Annotated in this window: 12 protein-coding genes; 3 read left to right on the top strand and 9 right to left on the bottom strand. The window is 74.2% G+C overall.

What is annotated here, in order from left to right:
• Positions 1 to 5: 5 nt before the first annotated feature.
• Positions 6 to 1,253, top strand: a complete 1,248-nt coding sequence (locus ACQ393_RS16550) for a diacylglycerol/lipid kinase family protein (protein ID WP_430647960.1) — start codon at positions 6 to 8, stop codon at positions 1,251 to 1,253.
• 6 nt (positions 1,254 to 1,259) lie between these two features.
• Here ACQ393_RS16550 and ACQ393_RS16545 read toward each other — a convergent pair whose 3' ends face one another.
• The 3 genes from ACQ393_RS16545 to pheA are packed head-to-tail and all read right to left on the bottom strand — an operon-like array spanning position 1,260 to position 3,195.
• Positions 1,260 to 1,598, bottom strand: coding sequence for a hypothetical protein (locus ACQ393_RS16545; protein WP_430647959.1), 339 nt, complete (start codon positions 1,596 to 1,598; stop codon positions 1,260 to 1,262).
• Positions 1,598 to 2,230, bottom strand: a complete 633-nt coding sequence (locus ACQ393_RS16540; RefSeq protein WP_430647958.1) for a hypothetical protein — start codon at positions 2,228 to 2,230, stop codon at positions 1,598 to 1,600. Before ACQ393_RS16540 ends, ACQ393_RS16545 begins: the two co-directional genes overlap by 1 nt.
• Positions 2,227 to 3,195 (bottom strand): prephenate dehydratase, encoded by a 969-nt coding sequence (pheA, locus tag ACQ393_RS16535; protein WP_430647957.1) that lies wholly within the window; start codon positions 3,193 to 3,195, stop codon positions 2,227 to 2,229. The genes ACQ393_RS16540 and pheA overlap by 4 nt, the downstream gene beginning before the upstream one ends.
• Positions 3,196 to 3,321: 126 nt before the next feature.
• Here pheA and ACQ393_RS16530 point away from each other — a divergent pair, with 126 nt between their 5' ends.
• Together ACQ393_RS16530 and pgm are read left to right on the top strand one after the other, a co-directional pair.
• Positions 3,322 to 4,608 carry a DUF445 domain-containing protein gene (locus tag ACQ393_RS16530; RefSeq protein ID WP_430647956.1) on the top strand — a complete coding sequence of 429 codons (1,287 nt, stop codon included), beginning with the start codon at positions 3,322 to 3,324 and terminating at the stop codon, positions 4,606 to 4,608.
• Positions 4,609 to 4,772: 164 nt separating this feature from the next.
• The gene (gene pgm / locus ACQ393_RS16525; protein ID WP_430647955.1) at positions 4,773 to 6,407 is read left to right on the top strand and encodes a phosphoglucomutase (alpha-D-glucose-1,6-bisphosphate-dependent); all 1,635 of its coding nucleotides are present in this window, start codon (positions 4,773 to 4,775) and stop codon (positions 6,405 to 6,407) included.
• Between the two features lie 9 nt (positions 6,408 to 6,416).
• Here pgm and ACQ393_RS16520 read toward each other — a convergent pair whose 3' ends face one another.
• From ACQ393_RS16520 to ACQ393_RS16495, 6 genes are all read right to left on the bottom strand, one after another.
• Entirely contained in the window at positions 6,417 to 7,730 is a 1,314-nt protein-coding gene (locus ACQ393_RS16520) for a nucleotide disphospho-sugar-binding domain-containing protein (protein WP_430647954.1), read from the bottom strand.
• Positions 7,727 to 9,895, bottom strand: coding sequence for a glycosyltransferase (locus tag ACQ393_RS16515; RefSeq protein ID WP_430647953.1), 2,169 nt, complete (start codon positions 9,893 to 9,895; stop codon positions 7,727 to 7,729). Before ACQ393_RS16515 ends, ACQ393_RS16520 begins: the two co-directional genes overlap by 4 nt.
• 137 nt (positions 9,896 to 10,032) lie before the next feature.
• Positions 10,033 to 11,460: an amidase domain-containing protein gene (locus ACQ393_RS16510; RefSeq protein WP_430647952.1), complete on the bottom strand. Its 1,428-nt coding sequence runs from the start codon at positions 11,458 to 11,460 to the stop codon at positions 10,033 to 10,035.
• A 148-nt stretch (positions 11,461 to 11,608) separates the two neighbouring features.
• A complete protein-coding gene (locus ACQ393_RS16505) occupies positions 11,609 to 12,976 on the bottom strand; it encodes an MFS transporter (RefSeq protein ID WP_430647951.1) in 1,368 nt (455 codons plus the stop codon).
• The gene (locus ACQ393_RS16500) at positions 12,969 to 13,775 is read right to left on the bottom strand and encodes a D-alanyl-D-alanine carboxypeptidase family protein (protein WP_430647949.1); all 807 of its coding nucleotides are present in this window, start codon (positions 13,773 to 13,775) and stop codon (positions 12,969 to 12,971) included. The genes ACQ393_RS16505 and ACQ393_RS16500 overlap by 8 nt, the downstream gene beginning before the upstream one ends.
• Positions 13,775 to 14,512 (bottom strand): amidase domain-containing protein, encoded by a 738-nt coding sequence (locus ACQ393_RS16495; protein WP_430647948.1) that lies wholly within the window; start codon positions 14,510 to 14,512, stop codon positions 13,775 to 13,777. The genes ACQ393_RS16500 and ACQ393_RS16495 overlap by 1 nt, the downstream gene beginning before the upstream one ends.
• Between the last annotated feature and the right edge of the window lie 281 nt (positions 14,513 to 14,793).

Raw genomic sequence — 14,793 nt, 5'->3', positions numbered from 1 at the left:
GATCCATGGGCGGGGGCGAACAGACGACGGATGCCGCGGGCGGCGACAAGCGCGCAGCGGTGATCTTCAATCCGGTGAAGCAGGGGATCGAGCACCTGCGCACCGCTGTCGAGGCCGTCGAGCGAGAGCACGGCTTCGGGCCGACGCTGTGGATCGAGACCACCGAGGACGACCCGGGCACCGGGCAGGCGCGCGAGGCGCGCGAGGCCGGGGTCGACCTGGTCGTCGCCGCTGGCGGCGACGGGACCGTGCGCGCGGTCGCCGAGGGGCTCGAGGGCGCGAAGACGCCGGTCGGCCTCGTGCCGCTCGGCACGGGCAACCTCTTCGCGCGGAACCTCGGCATCCCGGTCAACGACATCCCCGGCGCGGTGCGGCTCGCGTTCGCCGGTCGCGACCGCGCGGTCGACGTGCTCCGGGCGCGGGTCCGCCGGCCCGACGGCACGACCGAGACGGAGGTCTCGCTCGTGATGAGCGGCATCGGGCTCGACGCGGCGATGATCGCCAACACCGATCCGGACCTCAAGAAGCGGGTCGGATGGCTCGCCTACGTCGACGCGGGCCTGCGCGCCATCCCGAACTCGGAGCCGTTCCGGGTCGCGCACCGGATGGACGACGGGCGCACGCACCGCTCGCGGGTGTCGAGCATCCTCATCGCCAACCTCGGCTACCTGCCCGGCAACATCGAGCTGATCCCCGACGCCGAGGTCGACGACGGCCGGCTCGACGTCGTGCGCCTGCAGCCGCGCAACTTCTGGGGCTGGATGCTGGTGTGGCGCAAGGTCGTGTGGGAGAACCGCGTGCTCCGCAGGTCGGCGCTCGGGCGCCAGCTCATCGACCTGACGGGCGGCAACAAGCGTCGCGAGGTCGTCTACTCGAGCGGGGGCACGGTCGACGTCGTGATCGACGGCGAACCGCAGGAGTTCGAGATCGACGGCGAGGAGATGGGCGAGATCACGGCCGCGCGCTTCGCGATCGACCCGAAGGCGCTCGTGATCCGGGTCGGATCCGGCGGTGGAACGGCCGGCGGACCGGCGGCGGCGCGCGGCGACGAGGAGCCGATCTCCGACGAACCGCCGTCCGACGAGGGGCTCGAGGCCGAGCTCGACGAGGCGGAGCTCGAGGCGGCGGAGGCCGCCGCCGAGGAGGCCGCGGCGACCCAGCCCGTCACGGGAGAGCTGTCGACCGCCGAGATCGCCGCGGCGGAGGCCGGCGCAGCCGGAACGGGCACGGGGACGGACCGCACCGACCGGTAGTCGGGTTCAGGACGTCCCGGGCTCGCGACCGGCCGGACCTGCGGCCCGCGCCTCGGCCCGCGCTTCGGCCCGTCGCAGCGCCGTGAGCCGGGCGCCGACGAGCAGCGGCAGGCCCACGAGCCCGCCCACGATCGCCGACACGCAGGCGCCGGCCAGCAGGTGCGGAAGGACGGACATCAGGTAGAACCGGCGCTGCTCCTCGGGGTCGGCGCCGTCGAACACGAAGCCGGAGTCCGCCTCCACGATCCACGACGTCCCGACCGAGAGGACCACGAACCCGGCCGTCGCGAGCACGACGAGGGCGAGGACGTGCGGCGAGAGCACCGCGCGGCGCACGTCGCTCATCACCTCGCGCCTCCTCCGCGCGTCGACCGGGTCGACGCCCTCCCGGCCCGCCGGATCCCGTCGACCGTGATGAGGAGCACGACGCCGAGCACGGCGGTGCCGAGCAGCGACGGCCCGGCCAGGTACGCGAACGCGCGCTGCGCAGCCTCGTCCGGATCCTGCCGCGTCGGGGCGAACGGGTCCTGGCCCGCGATCGTCCAGACCGCCCAGAGGCCGGCGAGCAGCGCGAGCCCGACCACCGCCCAGGCGATGGCGAAGGCGATGCGCACGATGCGTTCGGCCTCGCCCTCGGCGCCGGGCCGGGCGTCCGGATCGGCGCCCGCGGCGGCGTCCGGGTCAGCGTCGGCGGCGTCGGCATCGGCATCGGCGGGACCGGGACGTGAGACGGCGTTCCGACCGGCCGGCTGCGCCGGACGAGTCGGCTCGACCGGCCGCGTCATCCACGCCGCGTCGGATCGGGTCGGGGCCGTGGGAGCCGGCCCGCCGCGCGCCGGAACCGGACCTGCCGCGCCGACCGTCGGAGCATCGTCGCCCGGCGAGCCCGCGGCATCCGTCGATCGCCCCTGCCAGCCGCGCTGGAACCGCGGGTCGAACCGCGGATCGAACCGCGGCTCCGGCGCCGGCTCGGTCATGGCGCTCGGTCCTCCTCGGGCTCGCCGCTCAGGATGCCGCGCAGCCAGTCGCGCGCCTCGATGAAGATCTCGTCGTCGTACTTGGAGTGGTACTCGACCTCGCGCCGGTCGGCGCGCGGGTACGAGCCGAGGAAGATGACCTTCGGGCTGAAGCGGCGGAGGCCGAGGAGCGAGTCGTACACGCGCTCGTCCTCGACGTGCCCGTCGAGGTCGATGACGAACCGGTAGCGGCCCATCTCGTCGCCGATCGGGCGCGACTGCAGGAGCGACATGTTCACGCCGCGGGTCGAGAACTGCTCGAGCATCGCCAGCAGGGAGCCCGGCTCGTCGTCGGGCAGCTCGACGATGACGCTCGTCTTGTCGGCCCCCGTGCTCGCGGGGATGCGCCGCGACCGGCTGACGAGCACGAACCGCGTCATCGCGTTCGGGTTGTCGCCGATCGCCTCGGCCAGCACCTCGACGTCGAGGTGGTCGACGATGCCGGGCGGCGCGACCGCGGCATCCGCCAGGCCGTTCTCGAAGAGGGATGCCGCGGCCTGCACGTTGCTCGTCGCCGGCAGGTGGGCGTGGTCGGGCAGCTCCCGCTCGAGCCAGCCGCGGGACTGCGCGTAGGCGACCGGGTGGGCGTTGACGACGCGCACCTCGTCGAGCCGGGTGCCGGGCCGGGCGACGAGCACGAAGTTCACGGGCACGAGGTACTCGCCGATGATGCGGAGGCCCGCGACGGTCGCGAGCGCGTCCTGCGTGGCCGACACGCCGCCGTCGACCGAGTTCTCGATCGCGATCATCGCCGCGGTCGAGCGCCCCTCGACGACGTCGGCGAGCGCCTCCCCCACGTTGTTGACGCTCCGCCAGTGCTTGCCCGCCGCCTCGGGCACCTGCTTGAGCGCGGCCTCCGTGAACGTGCCGGCCGGCCCCAGGTACGAGTACGTCTCGTCGGGGCGTGGCAGCGCGGCATCCGTCATGCCCTCAGCCTAGGGCGGTCTACTTTTCTCAGGAGTTGTCCGGCGGGTCGCTGCAGGCAGCGGCGTGGCGTCCTGAGAACGGTGCGGTTCGCGGCGAACACTCCTGAGAAAGGGATGGGTGGGCGAATGACGACGACGGATGCCGCGGCCGCGCGCCGCGCGATGCCGACCGACGAGGAGCGGCGCATCGCGCTGCGGCGGATGAAGCGGATCGCCCTCGGCCTGCTGCTCGTGGCCGCGGCGGTGTTCGCGGTCGCGTTCCCGCTGCAGGAGACGGTGCCGTGGATGGGGTTCGTGCGCGCCGCCGCCGAGGGCGCCATGGTGGGGGCGATCGCGGACTGGTTCGCGGTCACGGCCCTGTTCCGGCACCCGCTCGGGCTGCCGATCCCGCACACGGCGATCATCCCGCGGCGGAAGGACGAGATCGGCGCCACGCTCGGCGCGTTCGTCGAGGAGGAGTTCCTCTCGGACGCCGTCGTGACCGGCAAGCTGCGGTCGCTGGGCGTCGCGCGCCGGCTCGGCGAGTGGCTGCGCGAACCCGCGAACGCCGAGCGGGTCACCGCCGAGGCATCCGTCGCCGGACGCGGCGTGATCGCCCTGCTCGGCGACGACGACGTGGCCGACGTGATCGAGCAGCTCGCCCGGCGGCACCTGCTCGAACCCGAATGGGGTCCGGCGATCGGCCGGGTGGGGGCGCGGCTCGTCGCCGCGGACCAGCAGCGCGCGGCGGTCGACGCGGTGCTCGAGCGGGCCGAGTCGTGGCTCGCCGCCCACCCCGAGGCGTTCGGGAGCATGGTCTCGACCCGGCTGCCGCGGTGGGTGCCCGGCTTCGTCGGCGGGCTCGTCGACGACCGCGCCTACCGCGAGGTGCTCGCATTCGCCCGGTCCGTGCGCGAGGAGCCGCGGCATCCGCTTCGCATCGCCATCGACGGCTGGCTCGCCGACGTCGCGGACGACCTGCAGCACGACCCCGCGACGATCGAACGCGTCGAGCGGCTGAAGCTCGACCTCGTCGACAGCCCGCGGCTGCGCGAGTTCGCGGGCGAGGTGTGGGACTCGGTGAAGGTCTCGCTCGCGGCGTCGCTCGAGGATCCGGCGAGCGAGCTGCGCGCCGGGCTGCGCTCGGCGCTCATGGAGGTGGGCGCGCGACTCGCGACCGACGAGGAGCTCGCCGCGAAGGTCGACGTGTGGGTGACGGATGCCGCGGCCTACGTCGTCGGACGGTATCGCCACGAGATCGCGGGCGTGATCACCGAGACCGTCGAGCGGTGGGATCCGACCGAGACGACCGAGAAGCTCGAGCTCCAGGTCGGGCGCGACCTGCAGTACATCCGCATCAACGGCACGGTCGTGGGCGCCCTGGCGGGCCTCGCCATCCACTCGCTCGCGACCGCCGTCGGCGCCCTCGCCTGACGGGCGGTGCCATGCCGTTCTCAGGAGATCTTCGGCGTGTCGCCGAATTCCGCGGCGTGTCCTCCTGAGAAACGGCCCGGATCGGCGCAGAACTCCTGAGAAAAGCATCAAGGGAGGGGTGGGCGGGGGTGTCGCGGGCGGGATGCGAGCGGCAGGATGGGGACATGCACGAGCGAGCAGGAACCCCGGCGACCGAATCCGACCTGATCGACGTCGAGGCCCTGCTCAGGGCGTACTACGACCTGCATCCGGATGCCTCGATCCCCGAGCAGCGCGTCGTGTTCGGCACCTCGGGCCACCGGGGGTCGAGCCTCGACACCGCGTTCAACGAGGACCACATCCTCGCGATCACCCAGGCGATCGTCGAGTACCGGGCGGGTCAGGGCATCACCGGGCCGCTCTTCATCGGCGCCGACACCCACGCGCTGAGCGGCCCCGCGCAGACGACCGCCCTCGACGTGCTCGTCGCGAACGGCGTACGCGTGCTCGCCGACGAGTTCGACGACTACGTGCCGACGCCGGCGCTCAGCCACGCCATCCTCAGCTGGAACAACGACCCCGAGCGCCGCGCCGAGGGCGAGGCCGACGGCATCGTCATCACGCCGAGCCACAACCCGCCGCAGGACGGCGGCTTCAAGTACAACCCGCCGCACGGCGGCCCCGCCGACTCCGACGCCACGAACTGGATCGCGAACCGCGCCAACGAGCTCATCGCCGACGGCTGCCGCGACGTGAACCAGGCCGAGCCGAGCGCGGTCGAGACCTACGACTTCCGCGGCCGGTACGTGGAGGACCTCGCGAGCATCATCGACTTCGATGCCATCAAGGCGAGCGGCATCAGGATCGGCGCCGACCCGCTCGGCGGCGCGTCGGTCGGCTACTGGGGCGCGATCCGCGACCGCTACGGCATCGACCTCACCGTCGTGAACGAGAAGGTCGACACGCGCTGGTCGTTCATGACGCTCGACTGGGACGGCAAGATCCGCATGGATCCGTCGAGCCCGAACGCGATGGCCTCGGTGCTCGCGAACCGCGAGGGCTACGACATCCTCACGGGCAACGACGCCGACGCCGACCGCCACGGCATCGTCACGCCCGACGGCGGCCTGATGAACCCCAACCACTACCTCGCGGTCGCCATCGAGTACCTGTTCACGCACCGGCCCGACTGGCCGGCGGATGCCGCGATCGGCAAGACCCTCGTGTCGAGCTCGATGATCGACCGCGTCGCCGAGTCGCTCGGCCGCCGCCTGTGGGAGGTCCCGGTCGGCTTCAAGTGGTTCGTCCCCGGCCTGATCGACGGCTCGGTCGCGTTCGGCGGCGAGGAGAGCGCGGGCGCGTCGTTCCTCCGCGCGGACGGCACGGTCTGGACGACCGACAAGGACGGCATCCTGCTCTGCCTGCTGGCCTCCGAGATCCGCGCGGTCACGGGCAAGTCGCCGAGCGAGCTGTACGCCGAGCTCGTGCAGCGCTTCGGCGCTCCGGCCTACCAGCGAACGGATGCCGCGGCATCCGCTGCGCAGAAGTCGGCGCTCGGCAGGCTCGACGGCGAGGCCATCTCGGCCACCGAGCTCGCGGGCGAGCCGATCGTGGCGAAGCTCTCCGCGGCGCCCGGCAACGGCGCCGCGATCGGCGGCGTCAAGGTCGCGACCGAGCACGCGTGGTTCGCGGCCCGGCCGAGCGGCACGGAGGACGTCTACAAGATCTACGCCGAGTCGTTCGAGGGGCCGGAGCACCTCGCCGAGGTGCAGGCCGAGGCGAAGCGGATCGTCGACGCGGCGCTCGCCGCGGCGGGCTGACCCGGCGCGTCAGGCGGCCGACTCCTCGCTCTCGGCGAGCGACTCGTATGCGATCTCCGGCCCGGGCCGGGCGGCCTGCTGCGCGGCCGCCGCGTCGAGCCGTGCCCGCGCGCCGGGGTCGAGGTCGAGCACGCGGTCGAGCGCGGCCGCGAGGTCGTCGACGGATGCCGCGTTGGGATCGCGTGCGACCCCGAAGCCGGCGCGCTCGATGGATGCCGCGCCCGCGAACTGGTCGGTCGAGAAGGGCAGCACGAGGAGCGGGACGCCCGCGCCGATCGCCTCGGTGACCGAGTTGTTGCCGCCGTGCGTGACGGCCGCCGAGGCATCCGCGAGCAGCCGGACCTGCGGCAGGTACCCGCGCACGAGCCAGTCGCCGGGGACGGGCCCCAGCCGCGCCGGATCCGTCGATCCCGTGGCGACGGCGGCCCGGAGGCCCCTGCACCGCAGTGCGGCCGCGACGCGTGCGAGGACGTCGTCGCGGACGGAGAGGAAGCTGCCGAAGCTGACGTACACGAAGGGGCGTCCGTCCGCGAGCCACGCCTCCACCTCGGGGTCCTGCGGTTCGTCGCGGCGGGCGGAGCCCAGGAACCGGTGCGGGGGAAGCCGCCGACGCCGCGCGTCGTCGACCAGCTCGGACGGGTGATTGTACAGCACCAGCGGCCCGTGCTCGGCGAACGCGTCGGAGACGGGACGGTGAGCCGGGTCGAGCTCGGCCGCGGTCCGGTTCCACGCGTCCGTGAAGCGTCGTGCCACCTCGAGGCAGGTGGCGCGCAGCTCGTCGAGCCCCGCCGGGTCGGGCCGGAACGCCGCGGGCCACGCCGGCGGGACCCCGTAGACCTCGTCGCCGACGGGCAGCGCGGTCGGGTGGCCGAGCACGACGTCGCCGTGGGGCGTCCCCGCGGCCTGGAGCCCGATGCGCGCGCTGAAGGCGAGGTGGTCGACGATGACCTCGTCCGGCGCGAGGTCGGCGACGATGCGCTGCGTGGCCAGGGCTCGGCCGAGGGGATCCCACATCAGGTCGGTCAGCCGTTCGGCCGCCTGGTAGGCGAGCGTCGGAAGCGCGCCTTCGGCGGTGGCGCGGAAGAAGCCGCGCAGCGATGCGCCCTCGTCGGGCGGCTGCTCGCCGGCGGCGATCACGCCGGGGTTGGAGCCGCGCCCGAGGCGGAGGTCCCGCCGCTCGAAGCCGAAGCCCTCGACGATGGCCGCCGTCGCCGGGCCGGTGGCGACGACGACGCGCTCGCCCCGATCCCGCCACGCGGTCGCGAGCGTGGCCAGGGGCAGCAGGTGCGAGGCGTAGTCCGGGCTCACGACGAGGAGGGTCATCGGCTCCCCTCCGCGCGCGCCAGCAGGTCGGCCTCGTCGAGCGCGGCCGCGCGGTACACGCCGCCGAGCGCCTCCGCCATGCGCTGCACGGTGAACCGCTCATGCACCATCCGCCGCGCGCGCTCCGCCCGGACGTCGCCCGCCGGGTCGTGCTCGCTGCCGGTCGCGCCGTCCAGCGCCCGCTCGATCGCGGCGGCGAGCCGGTCGGCGTCCGAGGTGGCGGCGAGGATCCCGGTCGCTCCGTCCTCGATGTAGGTGGCCGGCCCGCCGCCGTCGGGCGCGACGACGAACAGGCCCGCCGCCATCGCCTCGAGGAGCGCGATGCCGAACTCCTCCTTCAGGCTCGCGCAGGCGTAGACCCCGCCGGGGGCGACGAGGTCGGGCATGCCGACGCGGGCGGCGGCGAGCCACCGTGCCACGACGTCGTTCGGCCGGTGACCCGGCAGGATGAGTCCGCGCCGCGCGCGGTCCGCGGGTGGCACGGCGGCGTCGATGCGATCGAGCTGCTCGCGCTCGTCGTCCGACGGTGCGTCGAGATCGCCGCCGACGACGAGCAGGTTCGCCCGCTCCGCGAGCGGCCCGGCCGCCCAGGCCTCGACGAGCGTCGCCATGCCCTTGACGCGGTGCAACCGGCCCACGCTGACGATGAGCGGCAGGCCGCGACGCTCCGCGGCGAGCCCGGCCACATGCCGGCGCAGCTCGTCGAGGGCTGGCACGGTGCCGTCCCCGCGGCGGTGCGCCGTCGCCTCGGCGAGCGCCCGGTCGATCGCCTCGGCGTCGACGCCCTCCGGCACGACCGTCCGCCGGTCCGGGTCGGCCTCCGTGTCGATGCCGACGAGCCGGCGCAGGTCCTCCTCGAGTCGCGGACGTGGGAACAGGACGGTGTGCGCGGCGTTGGCGGCGAGGCGCTGGACGAGGCGGGCGCGGAACCAGAAGTGCTCCCGGCGGTCGACCCCGCCGAACGCGTCCCTGGTGAGCCGACCGGCCCGGTCGAGCGACTCGATGACGGCATGCGGGTCGGGGGCCAGCGAGAAGACGTACGGCGTGCCGAGTTCGCGGGCGACGTCGGCGGCAGCGAGGCTGCCCACCTCCGCCATCCGGAGGTGCAGCAGGTCGACCCCGCCGGCCGCCCGGAGGACGCGACGGATGCCGCGTCGCGCGGCCACCCGCAGCGGCCAGGCCTCGGGGGACGGCACGGGGTCGTGCAGCAGGGGCACCCGTCCGTACTCGTGGCCCGAGCCGTGCGACGCCTCGACGGCCCGGAGGTCGTCGAGCGCCTGGCCCACCGACCCGCGCGAGAGCGTGAGGACGCGGTCGACCCCGGCGGCCGGCGCGCCGGCCAGCGCGTCGCCGAGCCGCACGAGCAGTGTCGCGACGCCGCCGTTGTCGCCCGCGCCGGCCGCGCGGAGCCCTGGGTCGATGTCGGCGTGGAGGAAGAGCTGGGCGACGGTCAGCCCCGGCGTCCCCCGCTGCCGTCGTCGGGGCGGACGGAGGTCGACGAGGGCCAGTCGGGCGACCTCGGCGAGGAGGTCGTCGCCGAGCGCGAGCGACTCGAGCGCGGAAGCGACCCGCCGGGCCGAGGGCCGCTCGCCGAGCGCCGACACGGCGGCGATCCTCGCGTCGGAGGTCTCGCCGCCGTCCGAGCCGATCCGGAGCAGGGGACCCGTCGCGACCGGGTCCCGGACGAGGCCGAGGGTCTCGACGAGACGCGCGCGCGCCGACGCGTCGTCGATCCCGAGCAGCGCGCCCTCGACGCCGATCGCGATCTCGGTCGGCGCGAAGCCCGACCACTGCTCGAGCGTGCGCTGCGCGAGCATGCCGCCGAACCCGCCCTCGACGACCATGCCGAGCAGCCGGCCGACGGCCTCGTAGCGCGGCAGGCCGGAGCCGAGCGCCCACGCCGCGTGCTCCCGGAGGAACGCGCGGTCGTCGGAGAGCAGCCCGGCCAGGACGCGTGCGGCCTCGTGGTCGAGCATCCCGGCCAGCGCGTGCGTCGCCGCGATCGCGGCGAGCTCGTCGCCCTCGCGGAGCACGCCGTCGAGGATCCGCACGGTCCGGGCGCCCGGGTCGCGACCGGCCTCGAAGGCCAGGTCGTCGGAGGCCCGCATGGCGTCGACGATCGATGGCGCCGACAGGACGGCGTCGAGTGCGATCCGGACCCCCATGGCGCTCCCCCTGCCCGCGACGTGCGACGGGGCGGGTGCCGGCGGCGACGGCGCATGCGATCTGGATGATACTTCGCCAGCTTGGGGATTCCGGTCACCCGGTTGACAGTTCGCTGGGAACCTGCGACCGCGCGGCCTCAGCCGAGGGAGAAATACGAGACCGAGCCGCCGCCGGTGGCGAGCGCGACGTCCACGTCCCAGTAATCCGCGTCCTTGGTGTGCCCGCCGACCCACACCCTCGTGCCGTCGTCCGTGTGCTCGACGCGGGTCACGACGGCGGTGTGGTCGCGATCGCCGGAGCCGTCCCAGTCGAACTGGGCGATGTCGCCGACCTTCACCTCGCCCCGCTGCGCGTCGGTGAGCTCGGTGGCGACATCGGTCCGGGTGCGGAGGTAGTCGCGGAGCGCGGTTGAGCTCGACCACGCGCTCGTCATCCGCCCGGTGCCGCGGTCGTAGTTCCAGGCGGCGTCCATCGTCCAGCCGCGGGCGATCAGCGACTGGCTCGCGAAGTTCGCGCAGTCCACGCCGCTCAGCACCGCGTACTCCGCGGTGTTGTAGCTCGACCAGTGCGCGAGCACGTACGAGACCTGCGCCTCGATGCCGGGATCGTCGGTGTAGGTGATCGCGAGCGGGGTGCGGTCGACCTCGTCGGCCTCGAGCGGGGCGGATGCCTCGACGATGCCCTGGATCGAGGTGGTCATCGACGCGGGGGCGGAGGCCACGGGCACCTCGACGTCGACCTCGGAACCGTCGCCGTCCGCGAGGACCACCTCGGCGTCCCCGCGCACGCCGTCGTCGACCGCCGGCACGGCGAAGGTGATCGCCGTGGCGTCGGACTCGACGATCTCCGCCGGGGTGCCGGCGACGGTGACCTCGGCCACCTCGTCGAGGTTGCGGCCCTCGACGGTCACCTGCGTGCCTCCGGTGAACGGCGCCTCGCCCGCCGAGAGCTCGGTGGTCACCACCGGGCGGTCGTCGGGCACGGGTGCGATCACGACGTCGCGGTCGGCGGCGGATGCCTCGAGCTCCTCGATCGCGGCGTCCCTCGCCGACGCGTCGGCGACCGCCTGCTGCTCGGCGCCGTCGACGAGTGCTCCGCCGACGACGGCGCCGCCCAGGAGGAACGCCGCGCACGCCACGAGCAACGGCCGACGGCCGCTCGACGGACGGCGGTTGCCGCGCCGGTCGGCACGATGCCGCGGGAGCCGGGCGCCGTCGCCGAGGGTGCGGACGCCGCCGGTGCGGGCGGCGGCGTCCGAACCGGCCGCGGCAGGGGCGGCGGCCGGCTCGCCCCGGATCGGCTCGGCCGGAACGGGCACGGTCGAGTCGTGGGGCGTCGCCGGGGTGAACGTCGACCGGGACGCCTCGGGCTTTGAGCCCTCCACCTGCTCCGGGTCGGTCGCCGCGAACGGCACGTCCTCGGGCAGGGCGGGCGCCGAGGTGCGACGTCCGACGGGGTCGGCGCTGCCGGGAGGCTGCGTCAGGTCGAAGTCGCGTGCGGCGTCGGGTTCCGGAGAACGGTAGGTGGATCGACGGAGGGCAGGCAGGAAGAGGTTCTTGGGCACGAGGCGTGGGGGTTCCGTGTCGGCATTTCGGGGGACGCCCCAGCCCATCATGCGTTCTTGTGAGGATCCCTCGCGCCCACTGGGAGGAGCGTGAGAGCGCGCTCACGCCCGGCGGTGCGCGCGACGGCGCGCGACGGACCGCCGGTCGCTACGCCGTGCGGCTGCGTCGCGCCTGCCGCGCCATCGCCGCACCCGCGAGCACGAGCGGCACCAGCACCACGATCGCGACGAGGTTGACCCCGGCGAAGCCCGCGAGGCCGAGCACGAGGCCGGACAGGGCGGCGGACGCGGCCGCCGCGACGTTCATCGCGGCATCCGTCGCGCCCTGGAGCGCGACGCGCGACGCCGGGGCGACCGTGGTCGTCAGCAGCGTCGACCCGCCGATGAGCGCCGCCGACCACCCGAGCCCGAGGAGCCCGAGCGCCAGCGGGATGAGCACCATCGAGTCGGCGGGGGCGAAGATGCCGATGAGCGTGGCGACGAGCAGGATGGCGCCGCCGATCGCGATCACGCGCGGGGCGCCGATGCGGTCGACGAGCCACCCCATGAGCGGGCTCGCGGCGTACATGCCGAGGATGTGGATGCTGATGACGACCCCGACCATCGCGATGGGCACGCCGTGCCCGGTCATGTGGACCGGCGTCATCACCATCACGCCGACCATGACGGTATGGGCGCACACGATCGCGAGGATGGCGAGCCGGCCGCGCGCGTCGCGGAAGGCGGAACGGAACGCCGCCCACGACCCGACGCGCTCGGTCGACCCGTCGGCCGTGGCGTCCGCGACCAGCCGGCCGGCCCGGGGCAGGCGCAGCACCGCGCCCGCGATGAGGGTCGCGACGGCGAAGACCGCGCCGGAGAGCACGAAGGGCCCGACGAGCGCCGGCAGCCCCGCGGCTCGACCGATTTCGTCGCCGGTCGACGAGAGCAGCGGTCCGGCGACCGATCCGATCGTGGTCGCCCAGAGCACCAGCGACATCGAGCGCGCCTCGAAGCCCGGCGCCGCGACCTCGGTCGCGGCGAACCGTGCCTGCAGCCCCGCGGCCGTGCCTGCCCCGAACGCGGCGAGCCCGAGGAACACCGCCGGGACCAGCCCGGTGGACGCGGCGACCACGATGAGCACCGCGCCGATCGCCGACGACGCGTAGCCGGTCGCCAGCGCCACGTGCCGGCCCGAGCGCACCGCGAGCCGGGCGAGCGGGATCGCCGCGATCGCGGCGCCGAGCACGCTCGCCGACTGGGACAGGCCGCCCAGTGCCGTGACCCCCGTCAGGTCGGCGACGAGGATGGCGGCGAGCGCCATCCCGGTCGCGACGCCGATCCCCGCGAGCAGCTGGTTGACGATCAGCAGGCCGAGTTGGAGACCGGGTCGCCGACGTGCGGGCTCGCGCCGCGGCATCCGCTGGGTCGCACCGGACCCCGCCGGGCCGCCGGCCGCGGCACCGGACACGGGCGCGCCCGACGTCGCGGGGCCGGGTGCGCCCGGCCCCGAGGCATCCGCGGCGGGCTCAGGCATAGTTCGGCGCCGCCGGAAGGCCGAAGAACTCCTCGAGCGTGGTCACGCCCGTCTCGCGCATCTCGTTCGAGAGGTCGGTGCCGATGTAGCGGAAGTGCCACGGCTCGAACTGGTAGCCGGTCACCTCGACCTTGTCGGCCGGATAGCGCAGCAGGAATCCGAAGCGGTACGCGTTGTCGCGCAGCCACTGCCCCTCCGGCGTGTCGGCGAAGCACACGGCGAGCGAGCAGTGGCCCGATTCCGGCCCGATGTCGATCGTGAGCCCGGTCTGGTGCTCGCTGTACCCCGGCCGCGCGGTGAGCTCGTCGTCGTTGTCGTACACGCGCTCCTGCGCCTCGTAGGAGCGGTAGGCGCTGTTCGAGGCGAGCGCGAGTCCGGCCTCGTCGGAGGCCGCGCGGAACATCTTCACCACGGCGTCCGCCGCCTCAGCGCGCATGAGCGGCTCCCAGGTGTGCGGGACGGGCACGACGACGAGGTCGGACGGCTCGTGGTCGACCGGGTCCAACGGGCGCAGCTTGTCGACCACGACCCAGATGCTGTCCGGGTCGTCGATCGAATGCGCCGTCATGTCGAAGGTCTCGACCGGCGTGGGGGTCGAGGTGGCCGTCGGAGCCGGTCGCGGCGTCGCGGTCGGCGAGGACGAAGGCGCGGGCGCGGCGGTGGGGCTCGCGGAACCGGACGACGGCGTGAACGCCACGATCGCCCAGACGACGGCGGCCGCCACGAGCACCATGCCGGTGACGGCGGCGATCAGGCGGTTGCGACGGACGCGCGGCGATGCGCTCGAACCGGCGGGCATCAGTCGGCGAGGCTCCAGTAGTAGACCGCCGCGCCGGGGTGCTCCTCGGTGATGGCGACGTCGACGTCGCGGTAGTCGCTGTCCTTCGTGTGCCCGGCGAAGGCGATGCGGACCTCGCCGTCGTCGCCGCGCTCGATGCGCGTGACGATGCCGGTGTGGTCGCGGTCGCCCGAGCGGTCCCAGTCGAACTGCACGATGTCGCCGAGCTGCACGCGGTCGCGGTCGTCGTCGTCGATCGGGGTGGCGAGCTCGGGGTGCGCCGCGAGCCAGTCGTGCATCGCGGTCGAGCTGCGCCACGACGCGCTCGACGAGTAGGGGTCGCCGCCGTGGTACCACTCGTCGGTCTGCGCCCAGCCGCGTGCGATCAGCATCTGGCTGGTGAAGTTCACGCAGTCGTTGCCCTCGAGCACGCCCCACCCCTCCACGTTGTAGTCCGACCAGTACTCGAGAGCGTAGTCGAGTTGGGCGAGCACGTCGGGGTCGCTCGTCACGTCCGCGACGAGTTCCGCCTCGGAGCCCGAGTCGGCGACCTCCGAGCCCGGATCATCGGTATCGGCGTCGTCGGGCGCGTCATCGGAGGGCGTGCCGCTGCGGGTGGGCGAGGCGGAGTCGGCGCCGGCGACCTGGGGCGGCATCGGAGGGATGCCGGCGCAGCCGGCCAGGCACGTCGCGCCCAGGACAGCCACGCCGACGAGGGCCACGAGGGCGCGGCGGCGGGAGGCGAGGAGGCGAGGCACTCCGTCACGCTAACCGCGGCGGCTCGGAGGATGCCGGGAGGGCCCTGCGTGCGAGCGGTGCATCCGCCGTGGCGGGCTCGGGAGCGGCTGCGCGGCGCCGGCCTCCCCCGCGTCGGTCACGGGACGGTCACGATCGGGCGCGATCCGAGAAATGTGAGAGCGCTCTCTTGACAGGACCACGGTCGCATCCCTAGCATCGGGAACCGCATCGTGAGAGCGCTCTCACCATCGGTGAAGCGTGCTCGCACGACGACCCGCAATCCGATTCCACGCACACAAGG

The sequence above is a fragment of the Agromyces sp. GXS1127 genome (genome assembly GCF_050565425.1).
Classification (GTDB): Bacteria; Actinomycetota; Actinomycetes; order Actinomycetales; family Microbacteriaceae; genus Agromyces.
The sequence above is the reverse complement of the archived record's forward strand: the minus strand, read 5'-3'. Positions and strand labels throughout refer to the sequence as shown.